Raw genomic sequence first — 21,102 nt, 5'->3', positions numbered from 1 at the left:
CCTCTCAACCCCCCGCTGCGCCGCGCCGATGCACCACCATGGACGAACGGCCGGAGAGCGGCGCGGAGCGCGCGTCCCGCCTGCGCGGGCTCGGCGAAGACCTGCCGCGCATGGCCGAGCGCTTCGAGGACGATGGCGCCCTGGCGGTCCTGCTGGTCGACGCCCAATCGCTCTCCGAGATCGAGCCCCTCTACGGAGGCGCCGCGCTCCAGGAGGCCATGGGCAACCTCGCCAACCTCGTCGAGGAGCTGATCGGCGGTTTCCTCGAGGTGAGTGACCTCGTGGTGGCGGGCGAGACCGGCCGCGAAGAGATCGCAGTGCTCCTGTTTCGCGGGTCCGACGATGTCGATTTCTACAAGCGCGAAGTCGAGCGCGCGCGCCGGGTCCTGGGCGAGGGACTCGAGCGACGCGGGCATCGCGCCGGCTATCCCTACCTTCGCAAGCTGCCGCCGCTCTGGGTCGGCGTCGGCACGGCCCTCCGCAATCCGACGATTCGCGCGGAGCTCCAGATTCGCCGCGCCCTCGAAGACGCGCGGGAACACATCGACCTGGTGTCGCGCCTGGAACAGCGACGGCGGCGGAAGCAGCTCTTCGATCTCGTGCTCGAAGGGCAGATCTACTCGGTGTACGAGCCGATCGTCGACGTCACCACGCGCACCGTGTTCGGCTATGAGGCACTGGCGCGGGGGCCGGAGGGAACCGAGCTGCATTCGCCGGCGCGTCTGTTCGCGATGGCGTCGGAGCAGGATCTGGTCTTCCAGCTCGACTGTCTGTGTCGGCAGAGCGGTCTCGACGGTGCGCGTGATCTGCCGGGTGGCGCCAAGCTCTTCCTGAACGTGCGACCGACCACGATCCACGACCCGAGCTTTCGGGCCGAAGTGCTGGAGACGACCTTGGCGCGCTGTCAGCTGTCGCCCTCCGACGTGGTCCTCGAAGTGTCCGAACAGGAATCGATCGGGAACTTCGAGATCTTCCGCGAGGTGCGCGACTACTACCGCAAGCTCGGCTTCCAGATCGCGCTCGACGACACGGGCGCCGGCTACGCGAGTCTCGAATCGGTGATGGAACTGGCACCCGACTTCATCAAGGTCGATCGCGCCTTCGTCGCGGGGATCGACCAGGATCCGGGTCGCCAGCACCTGCTGCGCGCTCTGCAGTCGCTGGCCGACCGCATCGGCGCACGCATCATCGGCGAGGGCCTCGACACCTTGGAAGAGCTCGAGACCCTGGGTCGCCTCGGGATCGAGTTCGGTCAGGGCTGGCTGTTCGGCAAGCCACACCCGCTGCGCAGCGACTAGCGTCGCCTTCCGCGAGCTTGCGGACCGCTCGGCTCGCTCGCGTCGCCCGCTGGGTTGGATTAGCTTCCGGCCGCGCCGCACTGCGGCCACCGGATCTCCTGACGATCCGGCTACCCCCCAAGGCTGACGAAGCGACCGCCGCCTCGAGACCGGTTGGACCGTCCGAGGACGCGCGTTGGCGCTGCGCAGCGGCAAAGGAGTCCCTGTGAGCATGGATCTGAATCAGACGTCGTCGATCGTGACCGGCGGCGCGTCGGGCATCGGCCAGGCCAGCGCGAAGCGCCTGGCAGCGCTCGGCGCCAAGGTCGTCGTCGTGGACCTCAACGAGGAAGCCGGCAAGGAGACCGCGAGCGAGATCAAGGGTGAGTTCGTGAAGGCGGACATCGCCGACGAGGCTCAGGTTCAGGCGGCCGTCGACGCGGCGAGCGCGATGGGCCCCCTCCGCTCGCTCGTGAACGCGGCCGGGATCGGCTTCGCGGGCCGCACCGTGAACCGGGAGGGCGAGCCCCACCCGCTCGATCGCTTCGAGTTCGTGGTGCGCGTGAACCTGGTGGGTTCCTTCAACTGCCTGCGGCTCGCCGCCGCGGCGATGTCGAAGACCGACCCGATCGATGGCGACGGCCAGCGCGGCGCCGTCGTGAACCTCACCTCGGTCGCAGCGTTCGACGGACAGATCGGCCAGGCGGCCTACTCGGCGTCGAAGGGCGGTGTGGTCGGCATGACGTTGCCGATCGCACGCGACCTCGCGGCCGTGGGCGTGCGCGTCAACACGATCGCTCCGGGCCTGATCGACACCCCGATCTACGGCTCCGGCGAGGGCAGCGACCAGTTCAAGGCGCGCCTCGGTCAGAGCGTGCTCTTCCCGAAGCGGCTGGGCTATGCCGACGAGCTGGCGTCGATGGTCGCCGAGCTGATCACCAATCCCTACATGAATGCGGAGGTCGTGCGCGTGGACGGCGGCATCCGCATGCCCCCGAAGTGAGGCAGATCCGATGAGCGATGCAGTTCTCACCGAAGTTCGGGGGCGCGTGCTCCTGATCACCCTGAACCGGCCCGATGCCATGAACGCGGTGAACACCGCGCTCGCAGAAGGGCTCAACGCGGCGGTCGAGAAGCTCGACAGCGACCCGGGCCTGACGGCCGGTGTCCTGACGGGTGCCGGTCGCGGCTTCTGCTCGGGCATGGACCTGAAGGCCTTTGCGAAGGAAGGTCCGCCCAAAGGCTTCAACACCTTCCTCGAGCAGGGCAGCAAGAAGCCGCTGATCGCCGCGATCGAAGGCTTCGCTCTGGCGGGCGGGCTCGAAGTGGCGCTCACCTGCGACCTGCTGGTCGCCGCGAAGGGCGTCCGCCTCGGGATTCCGGAGGTGAACGTCGGCCTGTTCGCCGCGGGCGGCGGCTTGATGCGCCTGCCGCGTCGGGTTCCCTATGGCGTCGCCATGGAGATGGCGATCACTTCGGATCCGATTCCGGCGGAGAAGGCCTTCGAGTACGGCCTGGTGTCGCGCCTCGCCGAACCCGGCAAGGCCGTCGATGAGGCCCTGGCCCTGGCCGAGCGGGTCGCGCAGAACGCGCCCCTCGCCGTGGCCGCGTCGAAGCAGCTGGTGCGCGAGAGCATGGGCGTCACGGAAGAGGAGTTCTGGAAGCTCCAGGCTCCGGCGCTGGCCCAGGTCTTCACCAGCGAGGACGCGAAGGAAGGTCCGAAGGCCTTCGCCGAGAAGCGTCCGCCGAACTGGGCAGGGAAGTAGGCCCCAGCCGGTTCTTCGAGAAGAGTCGGTTTCGAGACGAATCCAGCGGGCTCGGGGGGGAACCTCCGGGCCCGCTGTGCGTTTTCGGGCGCACTCCGATCCGGCGAGCCGGGCGGTATGCTCCCGCCCCATGCAGCCCGAAGAGATCCTCGCCCTCGACGACATCGACCTCTCGGACCCGGAGTTCTGGGTCCGGCCCCTCGTGGAACGCGAGGGGGCCTTCCTGACCCTGCGCCGCGACCGCCCGATGTCGTTCCACGAGGAGCGGGTACCGCCGGGGGGACTCGTCGAGCAGGGCCCGGGGTATTGGGCGGTCACGCGACATGCCGACGTCTGCGAGGCGAGCCGGAATCCGGAGATCTTCTCGAGCGCCCAGGGCGCAACGAGCATCCCGGACCTGCCGGCGCCGTTCCTGCAGTTCTTCGGCGGTTTCATCAACATGGACGACCCGGAACATCTGCGGCAACGCAAGCTGGTGTCGCTCGGGTTCACGCCGCAGCGCTTGAAGAAGCTCGAGCAGATGACCCTCGACGCCGCCACGCACACCATCGATCAGGTGATCGAGAAGGGAGAGTGCGACTTCGTCACGGACCTCTCCGCGCCGTTCCCGATTCGCATCATCTGCGAGATGATGGGCATCCCCGAGAGCCAACACGCCTTCGTCTTCGAGAAGACGAACATCATCCTGGGGCCGGGCGATCCCGAGTTCATCCCGGAAGGCACCGACATTGCGACGGCGCTGGTGGGAGCGGGCTCGGCGCTCGCCGAGCTCATGAAAGAGATGCGCGCCGATCGACTCGCGAACCCCGGCGACGACCTGACCTCGATCATCGTGAACGCCGAGATCGACGGGCAGCGGATGAGCGAAAACGACCTCGCGTCCTTCTTCGTCCTGCTCGTCACCGCGGGGAACGAGACCACCCGCAACGCGATCAGCCACGGCATGCGAGCGCTCCAGGACTACCCCGACGAGCGCGCGGCTTGGCAGGCGGACTTCGCGGGCGTCACGAAGACGGCGGTCGAGGAGATCGTGCGCTGGGCGTCCCCCGTGATCTTCATGCGCCGCACGACCACCCGGACCTGCGAACTCGGCGGGCAGGCGCTCGACGCCGGGGAGAAGGTGGTGCTCTTCTACAACTCGGCGAACCGCGACGAGGCCGTCTTCGATGCGCCCTTCGCCTTCGATCTGCGCCGGCGCCCGAACGAGCACGTCGGCTTCGGTGGGCCCGGACCCCATTTCTGCCTGGGAGCGAATCTCGCCCGGCGGGAGATCGCCCTCTTCTTCGAGCAGCTCTTCACCCGCCTGCCGGATCTCGAGCTGGTCGGCCCGCCGGACCGGCTCGCATCCAATTTCATTCACGGAATCAAGCACATGCAGTGCCGCTTCAGACCGGGCCCGCGGGTCGGAGGGGGAGCCGCGCCGCGGCTGCGCGCCGCCTGACGGAATCAGCATCGGAAATCGAACTCAGTAATTCGATTTTCGAACTTTTCTCTTCGGATTCGAGATAAGATCCGGCCATGCCGGACCTCCGCTACGCCCAGTTCTGCCCGATGGCCCGGGCGGCGGAGATCGTCGGCGAGCGCTGGACGCTGCTGATCGTTCGCGAGCTCCTCTGCGGGCCCCAGCGCTTCAGTGATCTGAAGCGCCGCCTGCCGGGCATCAGCTCGAGCGTGCTCGCCGATCGACTCGTCCGTCTCGAAGAGCGCGAGATCGTCGCCCAGCAGGAAGCGCCGCCGCCCGCGCCGGCGAGCCTGTACGTCCTGACCGAGCACGGCGAGGCACTGCGTCCCGTCGCGAGGGAGTTGATGCGCTTCGGCATCCGCTTCATGGCGATCCCCCAGCCCGGCGATCACATCGAGGCCGGATGGATTCCCCTCGCGCTGGACGCCTTCTCCCAGGCCAGTGTCAGCCCGGCACGCCGCCTGCGGGTAGAGCTCGACGATGGCGACCACCCGCTGCGCTTCCTGGTGATCGGCGGGCGACGGGGGACTCGCGTCCAGGACGACGCCGACGGCCCCGTCGACGCCACCCTGGCGCTGGATCCCTTCACGAGCCTCGGGCTCGCGACCGGGCTGGTCCCGGTCGACGACGCGGTCCGCGACGGCCGTCTACGCGTCGACGGAGACGTCGCGGCCGCCCGCGACTTCCCCGCACTCTTCGATCTGGTTTCCCGACTCGCGCGCCCAGCTCACCCCAACCCCGAGGGCTGACACCCAGCCCCACCTCCAAAGGAGACGACCATGTCCAAGCCGATCATTCACGGCGTCGGCCTCTCGCCCTTCGTTCGCAAGGTGCGCGTGGCACTGATCGAGAAAGGCCTCGACTACGACCTCGAACCGGTCATGCCGGGGATGGGGCCCGAGGGCTACCTCGAGAAGAGCCCGCTCGGAAAGGTGCCCTGTTACGAGGAGGGATCCTTCGTGGTGCCCGATTCCTCGGTGATCATCGCCTACCTCGAGCGAAAGCAGCCGACGCCCGCGCTCTACCCCAGTGACCCCGAGCAGTTCGCACGGGCGCTGTGGTACGAGGAGTACGCCGACACGAAGGTCATCGAGGTGTGCTCCGCACCGTTCTTCCAGCGGGTGGTGCGTCCGATGATGGGCGAGCAGACCGACGAGGACGCGGTCCGCCGCACGCTGGAAGAGCACGCCCCGGGCGTGTTCGGGTACCTCGAGGGTCAGCTCGACGGCCGCGAGTATCTCGCCGGCGGCCAATTCAGCATCGCGGATCTCGCGACCGCGAGCCCCTTCGCGAACATGCAGCACGGCGGTGAGACGGTCGACGCGGCGAAGTTCCCGAAGCTCGCCGACTACGTCGCGCGGATTCACGCCCGTCCCTCGTTCAAGGCGCTGATCGAGGAAGAGAAGGCGGCGCTTCCGTCCTGACCGAACTGCGCCGGGCGCGTCGCTTTGCGGCGCGCTCGGCGCCGATTCTCTCGGCCGCTTGCCACTGCCCGCGCGGCCTGGCCCGTTCCGTGAGTCGGGTCGCGTATACTGCGCGCCGAGCCGAACCGGTCGTGCCGGTCGAGCGAAGCGGGAGGGGCCATGAAGCGGATCCTTGGCGGCATCGCCGCCCTGATCGTGCTGGGCGTCGCGCTGGGCGGGATTGCCGTCTACCAGCAGATCCAGGATCTCGAGGTCGCCCAGGTCACGGATGACATCCATGTCATCTATGGCCTCGGCAGCAACGTGGGGATCTTGCGCACCAACGACGGCGCCGTCGTCGTCGACACGATGACCTTCCGCAGCCAGGGCAGCCGCATCCTCGAAGTGTCGGAGGAGCTCGGCGGCCCGCTCCAGGCCGTGATCAACACCCACTACCACTTCGATCACACTCACGGAAACATCGCGTTCCCGAGCGGCGCCCGGTTCATCGCCACCGAGCGCACCCGGGCCTATCTCGATCATCTCGACGCCGACTACTGGACCGATGCACCGGGCACACTGCCCGGCGAAACTTTCCGCAACGAGCGGGAGATCTCGATCGGAGGCAAGACGCTGCGCCTGCTGCACCCGGGCCGGGGGCACACCGATGGCGATCTCGTGGTGCTGTTCGTAGAGGACAAGGTCCTCCACACCGGCGATCTCTTCTTCAACGGCCGCTATCCGAACATCGACCTCGAGGCGGGAGGTTCGGTGCGGGATTGGGTGGCCACGATCGACCGCGTTCTCGAGCTCGACTTCGATCGGGTGATTCCGGGCCACGGTCCGGTGACGGATCGCGACGGCCTGAGGGCGTTCCAGTCGTTCATGCGCCAGCTCGCCGAGGCCGGGGAGCAGGCCGTGCGGCGCGGCTGGACCGTCGACCAGATGCAGGCCGAGGCCGAGCTCGACAAGGATGCCGGCTACGAGACCATGGAGATTCCGCTGCTGATGAAGCTGGATCGCGACTTCGTGCTGCGCCGAGCCTGGGAAGAGGCGACCGGAAACGTCGATCGCATCCGTCTGCCCGAGGAGACCCCGTGAAGAATCTGTTTTCGGTGGAAGGGAAGGTGGCGCTGGTCACCGGCGGGAGCCGCGGAATCGGCCTGATGATCGCCCGGGGCTACGTGGAGAACGGGGCGCGGGTGTACATCTCGTCGCGCAACGCCGACGTCTGTACCGAGGTGGCGGCCGAACTCTCGAAACACGGCACCTGCGTGGCGCTGCCGGGGGACCTCGCGAAGGAAGCGGAAGCCGTGCGCGTCGCCGGCGAGCTCGCCGCACGCGAGTCGGACCTGCACATCCTCGTGAACAACGCGGGCGCGAACTGGGGAGCGCCGCTCGAGGAGTACCCGGACGCGGCCTGGGACAAGGTGCTCGCCCTCAACGTGAAGAGCGTCTTCCATCTCACGCGTCTGCTGCTCCCGCAGCTGCGCGCCGCCGCGACACCCGAGGACCCGGCGCGCGTGATCAACATCGGGTCGATCGACGGCCTTCAGGTTCCGTCCCTCGAGACCTACGCCTACTCGGCCAGCAAGGCCGCGGTGCACCAACTCACGCGCGTGCTGGCGAAGAAGCTCGCCGAGGACGACATCACCGTGAACGCCGTCGCCCCGGGGCCCTTCGAGAGCAAGATGATGGCTGCGACGCTCGACGCCTTCGGAGACGCCATCGCGGCGGGGTGTCCGCGCAAACGGATCGGCACGCCGGAGGACATGGCTGGAGTCGCCATCTACCTCGCCTCGCGCGCCGGGGCCTACGTCACGGGCGCCGTGATCCCCGTCGACGGGGGCATCGCCACTACGAAGTAGCTTGCGTAGCCGCCAAATCGGCTCGAGAGGCCCGATTTCGCCGGCCTCAGCCGGGGCGGCCCTCACGCAACTTGGCTCTCCAGATCGGCTGCCGTTAGGTCGAAATCCTTATGGCACTCGGGGAGCCTGTGGAATCGAGTTCGGAAATCGCTCTGTCCGCGATCGAAATGTGGGGCCTACTGCTCGCCGCAGTGGTTCCCGTGCTCGCGGCCGTCCGCATGGGTCCCCACGCTTCGCGGGCACCTGCCTTGACCGCTTCGCTGATCGCGTTGGCGGCCTGGTGCGTCGGGGTGGGCGTCTCGACGGGCAACGAGGCCGTAGGCGCGCCGCCTTCCGAACTCCTCGCCGTGGCGGTGGCCGGCTGTCTGTGGCTCGGCTCCCGCCAGTGGACCGGGGAAGGCCGCAGCTGGCTCCTGCCGGTGTCGATCACGGTGGCCGCGGCGGTGGCCGTGCTCACCGCGGGCCCGTACTGGAACGTCCAGACGCCGTTCTCGGCGCCCGCCGCGATCGCGGCAGGCTTCGCGCTCCTGACGGCGCCCCAGGTGATCACCGATCTCGTTCGCGGCGGACAGCTTCGCAGCCATGGCGTGCGCGCGGCCCTGGTCCTCGCCGTGTTCGGGCCGATCGCCGCGGCGACGGGCTTCGCCTTCGTGAACGGCATCGCCCAGTTCACCCTGCACCCGGTGGCCTACCTCCCGCTGGCCGGGGCGCTGACCTGGCTCGTCACGAGCCGCGGCGTCGGCGCGACTGGCATGGCCGCCATCTCCGAGCCGATCATCTTCGTCGACAGCCAGGGACAGGTCGTCGACGGCAACCCGGCTGCCTTCGAGCTCCTCGGGGTCGCCACGCGCAACCCGCAGATGCTGCACCGCCAGGTGATGGGCGTCCCGGGCTTGCGACGCCTGCTCGAGGATCCCACCCGCGAATGCGGCGAGTTCTTCACGGGCACCACGGTGGGCGACCGCCGCTGCTACGAAGCGCGCGTGCTCCGCTCGGCCGGTGAGTCGGGAGAGGTTCGCGTGCTGTCGGTGCAGGACGTCACCTCGCGCCGCGAGTCCGAACGACAGCTCTTCCACCAGGCGCACTTCGACAGCCTGACGGGCCTCGCGAACCGTCGGTACTTCCTCGACCGCCTCGAAGACGCCGTCGAGGGCGTGCAGGGCTCCAACGACGCGGATCTCGCGGTCATGTACATCGACCTCGACCGCTTCAAGGAGATCAACGACACCTTCGGCCACGCCGCGGGTGACGAGCTGCTGCGCACCATGGCGCACCGCCTCCGACAGCACCTGCGGGTCAGCGATCTGGTGTCGGCAGCGGGCGTGGTCCCGAGCGCTCCGACCGTGGCACGGCTCGGTGGCGACGAGTTCGCCCTCGTCCTGACCGGGATCGGAGAGGCGGAACTCGCCGAGAAGGTGGCCGAGCGCATTCTCGCGCTCCTGTCCGAGCCCGTGATCCTGGATGGGAAGAAGGTATGGGCCGCGGGCAGCGTCGGCATCGCGCTCTATCCCCAGCATGGCACCGATGCGCAGCAGCTCCTGCGATCGGCGGACATCGCGCTGTACCACGCGAAGGCGAACCATCGCAGCAGCTTCCAGTTCTTCCGACCCGAGCTGATGGCCGAGACCCAGCGGAAGGCGGCCCTCGATCGTCACCTGCGCGGCGCTATGGACTCGGGCGAACTCGAGCTCCACTTCCAGCCCAAGGTGGACGTCGCGAGCAACGAGCTGACGGGCGCCGAGGCGCTCCTGCGCTGGCGGAACGCCGAGCTCGGAACGGTGGCTCCGAAGGAGTTCATCCCGGTCGCCGAGGACTTCGGTCTGATCGGCCCGATCGGTACCTGGGTGATCGAGAACGTCTGCGAGCACCTGAACCGCTGGCGCGCGGCGGGCCTTCCGATCGTTCCGGTCTCGATCAACGTCTCGCCCCAACAGTTCACCCAGATGGACCTCACGGCGACGATCGCGAGCGCGCTCGAGTCCTACGACCTGCCGCCGTCGTGGCTCGAGGTGGAGCTCACCGAGAGCGTGATCCTCGAGCAGGACGACAACACGACCTCGGCGCTCCGCACGCTTCAGACGATCGGGGTGCGGATCGCGCTAGACGACTTCGGGACGGGCTACTCCTCCCTGAGCTATCTGAACCGGGTTCCGCTCGACGTCCTCAAGATGGACCGCAACTTCGTGCGCGACATCCATCTCGATCCGGGCGCCGAGGGCGTGGTGAGCGCCGTGATCTCGATGGCCCACAGCCTGTCGCTCGAGGTGATCGCCGAGGGTGTCGACTGCGACGAGCAGATCGAGATCCTGCAGCGGATGGGCTGCGACCAGATCCAGGGCTTCGTGTTCGGACCGGCGGTGTCCGAGAATGAGTTCACCCAGATCCTGCGCGCAGGGAACGTGCCCCTCGCGAGCGAGGCGAAGGGCGAGAGCGACACGATCACGGGAACGCCGCTCGAAGAGATCGGCTCCGACCGCAACGAGTTCGAGCGCACCATCGACGAGACCGCTGCTCCCGGCGACGAGATCCAGGGCGTCGCGGACGCCGGGGAAGCCGCCGACGACGAGCTCGAAGTCGATGCCGACGTCTCCGGTGTCGCCCCCGAGCTGGAGACGGACCCCGACGACGACGAGGCTTCGCTGCCCGCCATCTTCGGCGAGGAGAGCGCCTCCAACGGCGAGGCGAACGAGGAACCGGACGTCACCGAGATGGCCTCCGAGGAGTCCGTGGAGACCGCGACGGCCGCCGAGTCGACGCTGGTCGCGGCGGACGACGACGTCGAGGCGCCCGAGATCGAGGCCGATCTCGACGACGACCTTCCCGCGCCCTTCCAGCCCGAAGAGGGCCCGGTGGCGCTCACCGGTGCGACGAGCACCGCGAGTTCCGAACAGGCAACGTCCGCAGACGAAGTGACTCCCGAGGCTCTCGTGGACGTCGCCCTCGAGGGTGAGACCGACGCAGCCGAGGACTCGACGGACGAGACCGCAGACGCCGCGGAGCTCGTGGAACCTGCCGAAACCGAACTCGAGGTTCCGGACACGGTCGTCGACCTCGACGCGGATGGGTCCGAGCCCGTGACGGACGCCGCCGAGTCTGCGGTCGCGGAGGTCGCGTCAGACGCCCCGGAGACCCACCCGGACGCTTCGGAGACCGAAGGGGCGCACCTCGAAGACGAACCCACGGTCGTCGAGGCCGCGGAGGACGGGGAAGGGGCGGTCGCCGCCGAGGACGCTCCCGATGCCAGCGAGCGCTCCGAGGACGCGTCGGTCGAGGCCGCCGTTGCTGCGGAAGCCGATGGGGACGTGGCCGATTCTGGCGAGGCCGACACAGAGGAAGCCGATACGGAAGGCGACGTGCTCGCCGCCAGCGCATCCGAGTCCGAGGCGACCGACGGTGACGCCGCGCCCGCGTTCACACCCTACTGCCTCGTGGTCGACGATGGCAGCGATCGTCTGGGCCTGCTCGCCATGCGCATGAACCGGATCGGTGCGCTGGCGCTCTACGCGCGCGTCTACGACGAGGGGCTGCTCTTCGTCGCCCAGGAAGGCGAAGCGATCCGCTCGGTGATGGTCTCGACGACGGCACCGGTCGAAGAAGTGCGACGCCTGGCCGAGCGCATCGCCTCCGATGCCGGCGTGGCGCCCTCGATCCTGCTCGTGGGTCCGGGGGAAGCGCCGAAGGAACTCCTGGATCTCCGCGGGCGCTGCCGCATCTGGGGCGTACGCGAACCGATCGATGACGCTCTGCTGGGCCATCTGCTGGGTGCGGTACACCTCGGCGACGGCACCGACACACCCGCTGTGCAGCGCGAACGTCCGCGGGCGCCCTACGACATCATGGCCAGCGTCGAGACGAGCGAAGGCTCGGAGGCGGTGCTGCTCAGCTCGCTCTCCGATCGGGGCGCCTTCCTCGAGATGTCGAAGCCGCCCGAAGTGACCGCCACCCTCGACCTCGAGTTCACGCTCGAGGAGATGGTCGTCGGCACCGTGGGCAAGGTGCTCTACCGGATCGAAGGCGACGACGCGCGCACGGGCGGAGTCGGCGTCGAGTTCGTCGGATTGGACGCGGACACCCAGGAGCGGATCGCGGCTGCCGTCGACGAGCGCGCCGTTCGCTGCCTCGCCTGATCCAGCGCGACCCGCTCGCGCTCAGTCCGACGAAGACAGCGCCCGCACATCGGCGCCGCTCGGGCTCTGGAACATGCGGAGACCGAAGTCGGGCGCGATCGCGAAGAAGTGGTCGAAGAGGTCCGACTGGATGCCTTCGTAGGCCGCCCAGTCGGTGGTCTTCGTGAAGCAGTAGATCTCGAGGGGGATGCCCTCGGACCCGGCCGCGAGCTGGCGCACGATCAGGGTCATGCCCGTGGCATGGATCTGGGGGTGGCTCTTCAGGTACTGCTCGACGTACGCCCGGAACGTGCCCAGGTTGGTCAGGCGGCGAATGTTCGGATTGAGGTTGGTGTCGCCCGTACGGCCCTGGTTGTCCGTGTCGATCTCGCGCGTCTTCGCGTCCAGGTAGTCGTCGATCAAGGCGAAGGAGCGGAAGCGCTCGATCTCTTCGGGTTCGAGGAAGCGGACCGAGCTCATCTCGATGAACATCGAGCGCTTGATGCGTCGTCCCCCCGAGAGGGACATGAACCGCCAATTCTTGAACGGGTCCGAGATCAGGCGGTGGGTCGGGATCGTCGTGATCGTCTTGTCCCAGTTCTGCACCTTCACTGTGTGGAGCGCGACGTCGATGACGTCGCCGTCCGCGCCGTACTGGGGCATCTCGATCCAGTCGCCGACCCGCACCATGTCGTTGCCGGTGATCTGAACACTCGCGACCAGGGAGAGGATCGTGTCGCGGAAGATCAGCAGCAGGACCGCGGTCATCGCGCCGAGGCCCGACAGGAAGATGACGGGCGACCGGTCCAGCAGGATCGCCAGGATCAGCACGCCCATGATCACGCCGACGATGATCTGGACGACCTGCAGGTAGCCCTTGACGGGCCGGTCGCGATTCTCCGGGTTCTCGGCGTAGATGTCGTTCGCGGCCGAGAGCAGGGCGATCACCGCGCGCCCACCGAACAGCACCATCATGGCGAGAGCGAGACGGCCGCCGACGATCTGCACCGTTTCGCTGATCCCGGGCAGCAGGCGAACGCCGTACCACCCGAGGATCGCCGGCAGCAGCGCGATCAGTCGATCGAAGACTTCTTCGTCGTGGAGCGCATCGTCCCAGCGCGTGGAGCTGCGCAGCACCCACTTCTCGATCCAGCGCACGAGAATGCGGCGGGTGAGGAGGTGCAGTGCGAGGAGGCCCAGCCCCAGAGCGGCGAGGCTCGCGACCTCGATGGCGACCGGGTGGGCAGCGATCCGTTCGAGAAGCTCCACGGGGCCGAACCATACCATCCTCGAATTCGACCGGCGTCGGTATACTGCGGCGCCGACGCGCGCGACGTACGGGTCGTTCCCGGCTCCGAGGCACAGGGCTCCCGACGCTGAGCTCCCAGATATCTTGCTCAGAGACAGACAAGGAGATCGACGTGAAGATCAAGGCTGCTGTCGCTTTCGAACCCGCGAAACCGCTCGTGATCGAGGAGCTCGATCTCGAGGGCCCGAAGGCCGGCGAGGTGCTGGTGAAGCTCGCCGCCACGGGTGTGTGTCACACCGACGCGTACACGCTTTCCGGTCGCGATCCCGAGGGCCTGTTCCCGTCGGTGCTCGGGCACGAGGGAGCGGGTGTCGTCGAGGACGTCGGTCCGGGTGTCACCTCGGTGTCACCGGGTGACCACGTGGTTCCGCTCTATATGCCCGAGTGCCGACAGTGCAAGTTCTGCTTGTCCGGCAAGACGAACCTGTGCATCACGCTGCGCGACAAGCAGGGGCAGGGCCTCATGCCCGATGGCACCAGCCGTCTCAGCTACAAGGGCCAGACGATCCACCACTACATGGGGACATCGACCTTCGGCGAGCGCACAGTGCTTCCCGAGATCGCCCTCGCGAAGATCCGGCCGGACGCACCCTTCGACAAGGTGTGCCTCTTCGGTTGCGCCGTCAGCACCGGCATCGGCGCGGTGCTCTACACGGCGAAGGTCGAGCCCGGAGCCAACGTGGCCGTCTTCGGCCTCGGCGGTGTGGGGTTGTCGGTGATCCAGGGCGCGGCCCTGGCGGGGGCAGAGCAGATCATCGCGATCGACAAGAACCCAGCGAAGTTCGATCTAGCGCGCGAGTTCGGCGCTACCCACTTTCTGAACCCGGACGACACGGCCGACCTCGTGGACGCCGTCCTCGAAGTGTCGGGCGGCGGCGTCGACTACTCCTTCGAGTGCATCGGCAACGTCGAAGTGATGGGCCAGGCGCTGCAGGTGGCGCACCGCGGCTGGGGTGAATCGATCATCATCGGAGTTGCCGGCGCTGGCGAAGAGATCCACGCGCGCCCGTTCCTGCTGGTGACGGGCCGCAACTGGCGCGGCTCCGCCTTCGGTGGCGTGAAGGGCCGCACGCAGGTGCCGAAGTTCGTCGACCAGTACATGAGCGGACGGATCCGCTTGGACGAGTACGTCACCGAGAAGGTGCCGCTCGAAGAGATCAACGGCGCATTCGACAAGATGCACGGCGGTGAGGTCATTCGCAGTGTCATCGTCTACTAGGAGAGAGCGATTCATGTTCCATCGAGTTGTGGCGACTGCCGTCGAGGCGACACCCAAGCGATCGCGATCCGTGTCCGGCGCCGCCTGGGCGCTGGTGCTCGTGATGTCGTTGTGCGGATCGTCCGCCCTGGCGATCGAAGAGGCCGTCGAAGCGGCGATGGCTCTCGAGTCGCGGAGCGAGGCCGACCGCGAGCGGGACGCCAACCGCAAGCCCGCCGAGACCCTGGCCTTCTTCGGGCTCGAGGCCGACGATCGGGTGCTCGAGCTCTTCCCCGGCGGCGGCTGGTACACGAAGATCCTGGCGCCTGTGCTCGCAGAGGAAGGCAAGCTCCTGCTGTTCCAGGGCCAGACCGATCGCCTGAAGAAGCTGCTCGATGAGAACGAAGGGCTCGAGAACGTCGCGATCGCCGAAGGAGGTGGGACGATCAAGCCCACCGCCGAGCGCGGGATCTTCGAGATCGAGGGCCTCTCGATCGACGAGGACGACATCGACCTCGTGCTGACCTTCCGCAACCTGCACAACTTCACACCCGAGTCGCGGAAGCGGCTCTACGCCGAGGTTCTCGAGACCCTCGTGGACGGCGGCCGCTTCGGCGTCGTCGATCACACCCGGCGCCACATGGCACCGGACACGCGCGAAGTGTGGCGGCGTCTCGACCCCGTGCTGATGATCCAGGAGATCACCGAGGCCGGGTTCCGCTTCGTGGGTTACTCGGACCTGCACTATCGGCCCGACGACGAGCTTCGCTACGAGGTCGGACGCAAGAGCGTGAAGGGGAATACCGACCGCTTCACGCTGCTCTTCGAGAAGGTGGACTGAGCTCCGGTCGCTGGAGCCGACCGCCGCGTTCGGGTCGGCCCTGACACTGTTCGCCGGGCTCCGGCAGCCGGCGCCAGGCCTTGGCCTGCCTCGGAGCGGATCGGACGGCGTCGAAGCTGGTGCCCGTCGGCGACTTCGCTTTCTCTGTGCGGGTGCAAGCACTTCCCCGTCTCGTCTCCTGCAGTCCGGCGATGCGTCGGTTTCGGCGCGCCCTCGGGCGCGCGGCCGCGAGTACCGCGCACGTCTTGCTCGAAGGCGAGACCGGCTCGGGCAAGGGGCTGGCGGCGCGCTGGTTGCACCGGCTGTCGCCGCGTCGCCAGGAGCCCTTCGTTCACACCGACTGCGGCGCCCTGGCCGCTGGGCTCCTCGAGAGCGAGCTCTTCGGACACGAGCGGGGCGCCTTCACCGGAGCCGTCGTGCGACACCGGGGACGCCTCGAGCGGTCGGGGGGCGGCACGCTCTTCCTCGACGAGGTGTTGGAGCTGGATCCAGCGCTGCAGGCACGCCTGCTCCGCGTGCTGCAGGACCGCGAGTTCGAGCGGGTCGGGGGCTCCGAGACCCAGAGCCTTCGCGCGCGGGTGATCGCGGCGAGTCAGGTCGACCTCGCAACGCGGGTGCGCGAGGGGAGCTTCCGGGCGGACCTCTACTACCGGCTTGCCGTGATCCCGCTCCGCGTTCCTCCGCTCCGGCAGCGTGTCGAGGACCTTCCGGAGCTCGTGCAGACGGTCCTCGAAGGCATCGCCCGGCGCGAAGGACGACCGTGTCTGCGTCTCTTTGGAGGCGCGCTCGATGCCCTCGTCGCCCACGCCTGGCCGGGCAACGTCCGTGAGCTCGAGAACGTCCTCGAGCGTCTCTACTGGGCCGTGGGCGGCGACGCGGTGGGCGCGGCCGATGTCGAAGCCGCCCTCGGTCGCGACGCCTGGACGTTTGCGGCACCGACGCCCACGGAGGACCCCGCCGCGCTGGCAGCGGCCTGGTCTGCCGCCGATGGAAACGTGAGCCGCCTGGCCCGCGACCTGGGCATTCCCCGAACGAGCCTGCGCCGCCGCCTGCGCGCGCAGGGGCTCACGCGTTCAACCCCACCCGAACGCAGCCAGGCCGTCCCATACGACGAGCCGGAGCGCGACCAGTGTGAGGACCGTCTTGTAGAGCCGCACGAAGGTCGCCTCGGTCACTCGCCCGAGAATGCGACTGCCCAGCCAGGTCCCGAGCACGACGCTCGCCGCGAGTACGGCCAGGGGCGCCAGGAACCCGAGAAACGCGAAGCCCGCGACTCCGAAGATCACCGCTTTCGCCAGGTGACCGAGCGTCTGGCAGGCCGCTTTGGTGCCGATCAGCGCCCGTCGCTCCATGCCGAGATCCAGGAAGAAGGGAGCGATCAGCGGTCCCGTCGCGCCCACCACGGTGTTGAGCGCGCCGACCACGCCACCGAGCACGAGGAATCGGCGGCCGCGGTCGAGGCGGTCGGGATGGGTTCCCAGCAAGAGCAGGCCGGGCAGCCAGGTGGCGACCAGCACGAAGGCGCCGATCAAGGCGCGTGCTCCGTCCGGGGGCAGCGCGCGCAGGAACGCCAGCCCGAGGAACCCCATCGGCAAGAGCAACACGGAGTAGCGCCACACCAGGTCCCAATCGACGTAGGCGCGTTGAATCACCGTCCGTGAGCTGTTCGACACCAGCTGCACCAGACCGTGGAGCGGGATCGCGACCAGCGGCTCGAAGAACAGCAGCATCACCGTCAGCAGGACGATGCCGCCGGCCATCCCGACGATCGCCGAGAGGATGGAGGTCGCGACCGCGGTCGCTGCGAGGACGCCGAGGGTGGTCGCGTCCATCGCGCGGGCTCAGCCCGCGGCCGGTTGGGCGCGTCTCGCCAGCCAGGTGAGCACGCCCTGGACGGCATCCACGTTCTTGAGGCGCCGGGTCGCCGCGGTGGGCGTGTCCGGGCTACCGACCCGGAAGGTCAGCGCGAGGCCCGCGAGGAAGCGGAAGGCGTCCTCGTCGGTCTGGTCGTCGCCCAGATAGACCACGCGCACCGACTCGGACCAGCTCGGGCCGTAGCGGGCGCGCAGGATGTGCAGGACGGCACGCCCCTTGTCCCAGCCGATGGGCGGGCGCGCCTCGACGGCGCAGTGGGCATCGCGGGGCTGGTAGCCCGCCTTGCGAACCACCTCGTGGGCGTCGCGCATCAGCCCGGGCCGCAGCGCCTCGGGGACGCTGCGGTAGTGGAAGGTCAGGGTGGGGCCCTTTCGTTCCGTCCAGGCGCCATTCGTCGCCAGCCGGTCGAGCTCGGACGCGAGCTCCTCGGCCCGGCCGCGATAGTGGACGAGGTCTTCGTGCTCGAAGAGCGGGAGCTCGGGGCCGACGATCTCGAGCCCGTGGTTGCCCGCGTAGGTGAGGTCGGCTTCGCCGACCCGCTCGCGAATGCCGCCGAGCGCACGACCGCTCACGATCGCGACGTCGGTGTCCGCGCGATGGGCGCACCCCACTACGGCCTCGCGCATCTCCGGGGACAGCACGGCCTGGTCCGGGTGATCGCGTAGCGGTGTCAGCGTGCCGTCGTAGTCGAGGAAGAGGGCGAGCCGGTACGACTTCAGGAAGTCGGCGAACCATCCCTCGTACTCGACGTCGCTCATCGTGGGGAGCGCCTGGCGGGCCTCGACCGCCGAGGAGATGAAGGCGTGGGTCCAGGCGTCGAGGTTGTCGCGCTGCTCCCGGCGGCGCAGCGCGGCGATGCGGGAGCGCCGCTCGTCCTCCCCCATCGACAGCGCGCGGTGCAGCTCTTCGGCGGTGCCGTCGAGGTCGTAGGGATTCACGAGGAGCGCCTCGCGCATCGTCTCGGCTGCGCCCGCCAGGCGCGACAGGATCAACACGCCCGGGTCGTTCACCTGGCAGGCGGCGAACTCCTTCGCCACCAGGTTCATGCCGTCGCGGAGGGGCGTCACCAGCGCGACGTCCGAGTCGCGGTAGAGGCCCGCCAACACGTCCCGGTCGAGGGAGCGATAGAGGTAACGGATCGGCGACCAACCCGCGGTGGCAAAGCGCCCGTTGATCGCCCCGACCAGCGCATCGATCTCGTTTTTGAGATCGCGATACTCGGTGACTTCTTCGCGGCTCGGCACCGCGACCTGCAGCATCACGACGTTCTCCCGGTACTCCGGGTGCAGCTCGAGCAGCCGCTCGAACGCGCGCATCCGCTCGGGGATGCCCTTCGTGTAATCGAGACGGTCGACGCCCAGCACGACGCGCTCGCGTCCCAGCTCGGGCTGACGTTCCGCACTCTTCGCCAGCCCGTCGAAGGTCTCGAACTCGATACCGATCGGCAGCGCAGCGACCTGGGTCGTGCGGTCGCCGTACTCGACGAGCATGGTGCGGGGGTCGACGCGGGCTCCGAGGATCCGCTCGGCGCAATCCAGGAAGTTGCGCGCGTAGCCCCGCACGTGGAAGGCGATCAGATCGCACGAGAGCAGGCTGCGCAGCAGCTCGCGATCCCAGGGGCAGAGCCGAAAGACGTCGTAGGGCGGGAACGGAACGTGGAGGAAGAAAGCCAGCGACACACCCTCGGGCAGGCCCGCGCGCACGCGCCGCGGTGCGAGCATCAGGTGGTAGTCGTGGATCCAGACGAGCCCCGAACCCGGGGCGTGTTCCAAGATCGAAGTCGCGAAGCGATCGTTGATCTCGGTGTACATCTCGAAGTCGCGCCGATCGAAGCGGCTGCGTCCCGGCATCGCGTGGAGCAGCGGCCAGAGCATGCCGTTCGATGCGCCGTGGTAGTAGAGCTCGAGTTCGTCGTCCGTGAGGTGCAGCGGCGCAATGTCGTAGGGCCGGTCGGGGACGGGCACCGATTCGTCGCGGCGCAGCTCGATACCCGGCCATCCGAGCCAGGTGCCACCGCGCTTGCGCAACACCGGGTCCATCGCGGAGACGAGGCCACCCGGTGCGGGTTGCACCAGCAGGCCGTCGGGGCCGCGCTGAATCGTGAACGGGAGGCGATTGCTGGCGACGACGATCGGTCGCTCGGCGTTCGAGTTGGTGTCCAGTTCCGACACGCGGCGACGATACCGGGGTTCCCGCAGGCGCGCTCGGCGGAGCAGGCCGGTATGCTCCGCGCGTGGATTTCACGGCCCTGGCGCTCTGGTACGTCGCGCTGCTCTTTTCGCTCGTGTGCCACGAAGCCGCACACGCCTGGGCCGCGCTTCGCGGCGGAGATCCCACCGCGTACCACGGCGGCCAGGTCAGTCTGGACCCGCGTCCCCACATCCAGCGGGAGCCTTTCGGAACGATCTTCGCGCCGCTGCTCGCCTTTGCCTGGGGTGGTTGGATGATCGGTTGGGCGAGCACCCCCTACGATCCGCGCTGGGCAGCCGCTTATCCGAAGCGGGCGGCTTGGATGGCGTTGGCCGGTCCGGCCGCCAACGCGCTGCTGATGGTGTCCGCCGCGATCGTGATCCGGATCGGCTTGCTCCTCGGCTTCTTCGAAATCCCGATCGACTTCGACATCGACCTGTTGGTCGCCGGCACGATGGGGGGTCTCACGGACACGCTGGCGAGCTTCGTGTCGATCGTGTTCGCGCTGAACCTCTTGCTCTTGATCTTCAACCTGATCCCGGTTCCGCCCCTGGACGGGGCAGGCGCGCTGCCTCTGGTGCTGCCCGACGCGCTCGCCCTGCGTGTCCGAGTCGCCTTCGCCAACCCGATGTGGAGCTTCTTCGGGATTCTGGTCGCCTGGATCACGATCCGGCAGCTCTTCGTGCCCGCGCTCGTGATCGCGCTGCGCGTGCTCTACCCGGAACTCAGCTGAGCCCGCCGCGGTAGACGAGTGCCGGCGGATCCGCCTCGGCCGCGTCGCGTGCCTCGACGATCCGGCCGTGGGCCGGCGCCAGGCTGCAGGCCGGGTCGGTGGCGGCCGCATCGCCGGTGAGCGCGAAGGCCTGGCAGCGGCAGCCGGCGAAGTCGCGCTGGCGCTCTGGGCAGGTGCGGCAAGGCGGCTGCATCCAAGCATCGCCGCGGTAGGCGTTCATGCCGGGCGCTTTGCGCCAGCAGTCTCCGAGCGCGCGCTCGGGAACCCGCCAGAACTCAAGACCCGGCAGTTCGGCGGCACCGTGGCACGGCAGCACCTTCCCGTCGGGCGCCACCACCACGATGCGCTGGCCCCAGCCGCCCATGCAGGGTTTCGGCCGGTCGCTGAGATAGTCGGGAAGGACGAACAGGATTTCGAGCTGCGGGTACGCGGCGCGCATCCGTTCGACGGTGGACGCCGCGGCGTCGAGCGCCGCTCGGGTCGGAAGCAGGGCGTCGCGGTTGCGCAGGGCCCAACCGTGGTACTGGGTGTTCGCGAGTTCGAGCCGCTTCGCACCGAACTGGTCGGCGAGTCCGACGAGCTCGGGGACCTCGTCCAGGTTGTCGCGATGAAGCACGACGTTGACGGTGAGTGGCAGGTCCAGTGCGCGGACGTCCGCTGCGAAGCGCGCCTTCTGCGTCGCCACGTCCACGCCGGCCACGCGTCGCGCCGTATCGGCACGAGCGCTCTGGATCGACAGCTGCACGCTCCGAAGGCCGGCGCGGGCGAGCGCCTCCAGGCCTTCTCGGTCCAGCGTCGTGCCGGCGGTCACCAGGTGCGGGTACAGGTCTGCGTTCGCCGCCGCCGTCACGATCTCGAGCAGGTCCGGGTGGAGCGTGGGCTCGCCACCGGTCAGCCCGACGTGCACGACGCCGAGGGCCGCGGCTTCTTCCATCACCACCGACCACGCCGCGCCGTCGAGCTGCTCCCGCACCTGGGCGTACTCGAGCGGGTTCGAGCAGTAGACGCAGCGCAGCGGGCAGCGGTAGGTCAGCTCCGCCACGAGGTTGTAGGGTCGGGGCGCCGTCACCCGTG

Annotated in this window: 16 protein-coding genes; 12 read left to right on the top strand and 4 right to left on the bottom strand. The window is 68.6% G+C overall.

The window, feature by feature from the left end:
- Positions 1–38 precede the first annotated feature (38 nt).
- The 9 genes from AAF430_05795 (at position 39) to AAF430_05755 (ending at position 11,903) form a co-directional block, all read left to right on the top strand.
- Positions 39–1,298 (top strand): EAL domain-containing protein, encoded by a 1,260-nt coding sequence (locus AAF430_05795; protein MEM7409724.1) that lies wholly within the window; start codon positions 39–41, stop codon positions 1,296–1,298.
- Positions 1,299–1,509: 211 nt separating this feature from the next.
- The gene (locus AAF430_05790; GenBank protein ID MEM7409723.1) at positions 1,510–2,280 is read left to right on the top strand and encodes an SDR family NAD(P)-dependent oxidoreductase; all 771 of its coding nucleotides are present in this window, start codon (positions 1,510–1,512) and stop codon (positions 2,278–2,280) included.
- 10 nt (positions 2,281–2,290) lie between these two features.
- Entirely contained in the window at positions 2,291–3,043 is a 753-nt protein-coding gene (locus tag AAF430_05785; protein MEM7409722.1) for a crotonase/enoyl-CoA hydratase family protein, read from the top strand.
- A 130-nt stretch (positions 3,044–3,173) separates the two neighbouring features.
- Complete coding sequence (locus AAF430_05780; GenBank protein ID MEM7409721.1) at positions 3,174–4,484, top strand: cytochrome P450; 1,311 nt, start codon at positions 3,174–3,176, stop codon at positions 4,482–4,484.
- Positions 4,485–4,561: 77 nt separating this feature from the next.
- Entirely contained in the window at positions 4,562–5,254 is a 693-nt protein-coding gene (locus AAF430_05775; GenBank protein ID MEM7409720.1) for a winged helix-turn-helix transcriptional regulator, read from the top strand.
- A 30-nt stretch (positions 5,255–5,284) separates the two neighbouring features.
- On the top strand, positions 5,285–5,929 hold the full coding sequence (locus tag AAF430_05770) for a glutathione S-transferase family protein (GenBank protein ID MEM7409719.1): 645 nt from the start codon (positions 5,285–5,287) through the stop codon (positions 5,927–5,929).
- A gap of 159 nt (positions 5,930–6,088) precedes the next feature.
- On the top strand, positions 6,089–7,009 hold the full coding sequence (locus AAF430_05765) for an MBL fold metallo-hydrolase (protein ID MEM7409718.1): 921 nt from the start codon (positions 6,089–6,091) through the stop codon (positions 7,007–7,009).
- Positions 7,006–7,776, top strand: a complete 771-nt coding sequence (locus AAF430_05760) for an SDR family NAD(P)-dependent oxidoreductase (protein ID MEM7409717.1) — start codon at positions 7,006–7,008, stop codon at positions 7,774–7,776. Before AAF430_05765 ends, AAF430_05760 begins: the two co-directional genes overlap by 4 nt.
- A gap of 167 nt (positions 7,777–7,943) precedes the next feature.
- The gene (locus AAF430_05755) at positions 7,944–11,903 is read left to right on the top strand and encodes an EAL domain-containing protein (GenBank protein MEM7409716.1); all 3,960 of its coding nucleotides are present in this window, start codon (positions 7,944–7,946) and stop codon (positions 11,901–11,903) included.
- Positions 11,904–11,924: 21 nt separating this feature from the next.
- Here the strand turns inward: AAF430_05755 and AAF430_05750 are convergent, their stop codons facing one another.
- Positions 11,925–13,151: a mechanosensitive ion channel family protein gene (locus AAF430_05750; protein ID MEM7409715.1), complete on the bottom strand. Its 1,227-nt coding sequence runs from the start codon at positions 13,149–13,151 to the stop codon at positions 11,925–11,927.
- A 152-nt stretch (positions 13,152–13,303) separates the two neighbouring features.
- On the opposite strand from AAF430_05750, the gene AAF430_05745 reads away from it, so the two are divergent.
- Positions 13,304–14,410: an S-(hydroxymethyl)glutathione dehydrogenase/class III alcohol dehydrogenase gene (locus tag AAF430_05745; GenBank protein MEM7409714.1), complete on the top strand. Its 1,107-nt coding sequence runs from the start codon at positions 13,304–13,306 to the stop codon at positions 14,408–14,410.
- A gap of 13 nt (positions 14,411–14,423) precedes the next feature.
- On the top strand, positions 14,424–15,230 hold the full coding sequence (locus AAF430_05740; protein ID MEM7409713.1) for a methyltransferase: 807 nt from the start codon (positions 14,424–14,426) through the stop codon (positions 15,228–15,230).
- Positions 15,231–16,303: 1,073 nt separating this feature from the next.
- On the opposite strand, the gene AAF430_05735 is transcribed toward AAF430_05740, so the two are convergent.
- Entirely contained in the window at positions 16,304–17,062 is a 759-nt protein-coding gene (locus AAF430_05735) for a sulfite exporter TauE/SafE family protein (GenBank protein ID MEM7409712.1), read from the bottom strand.
- Positions 17,063–17,071: 9 nt separating this feature from the next.
- Positions 17,072–19,276 (bottom strand): bifunctional alpha,alpha-trehalose-phosphate synthase (UDP-forming)/trehalose-phosphatase, encoded by a 2,205-nt coding sequence (locus tag AAF430_05730; GenBank protein MEM7409711.1) that lies wholly within the window; start codon positions 19,274–19,276, stop codon positions 17,072–17,074.
- Positions 19,277–19,338: 62 nt separating this feature from the next.
- Between AAF430_05730 and AAF430_05725 the strand changes: the two genes are divergently transcribed.
- Positions 19,339–20,028, top strand: coding sequence for a site-2 protease family protein (locus tag AAF430_05725; GenBank protein ID MEM7409710.1), 690 nt, complete (start codon positions 19,339–19,341; stop codon positions 20,026–20,028).
- Here AAF430_05725 and pqqE read toward each other — a convergent pair.
- Positions 20,021–21,097, bottom strand: a complete 1,077-nt coding sequence (gene pqqE, locus AAF430_05720) for a pyrroloquinoline quinone biosynthesis protein PqqE (GenBank protein ID MEM7409709.1) — start codon at positions 21,095–21,097, stop codon at positions 20,021–20,023. The two genes, AAF430_05725 and pqqE, sit on opposite strands and share 8 nt — an antisense overlap.
- Between the last annotated feature and the right edge of the window lie 5 nt (positions 21,098–21,102).

The organism is Myxococcota bacterium (genome assembly GCA_039030075.1).
In the GTDB taxonomy this organism is placed as follows: Bacteria; Myxococcota_A; UBA9160; order UBA9160; family SMWR01; genus JAHEJV01.
The sequence above is the reverse complement of the archived record's forward strand: the minus strand, read 5'-3'. Positions and strand labels throughout refer to the sequence as shown.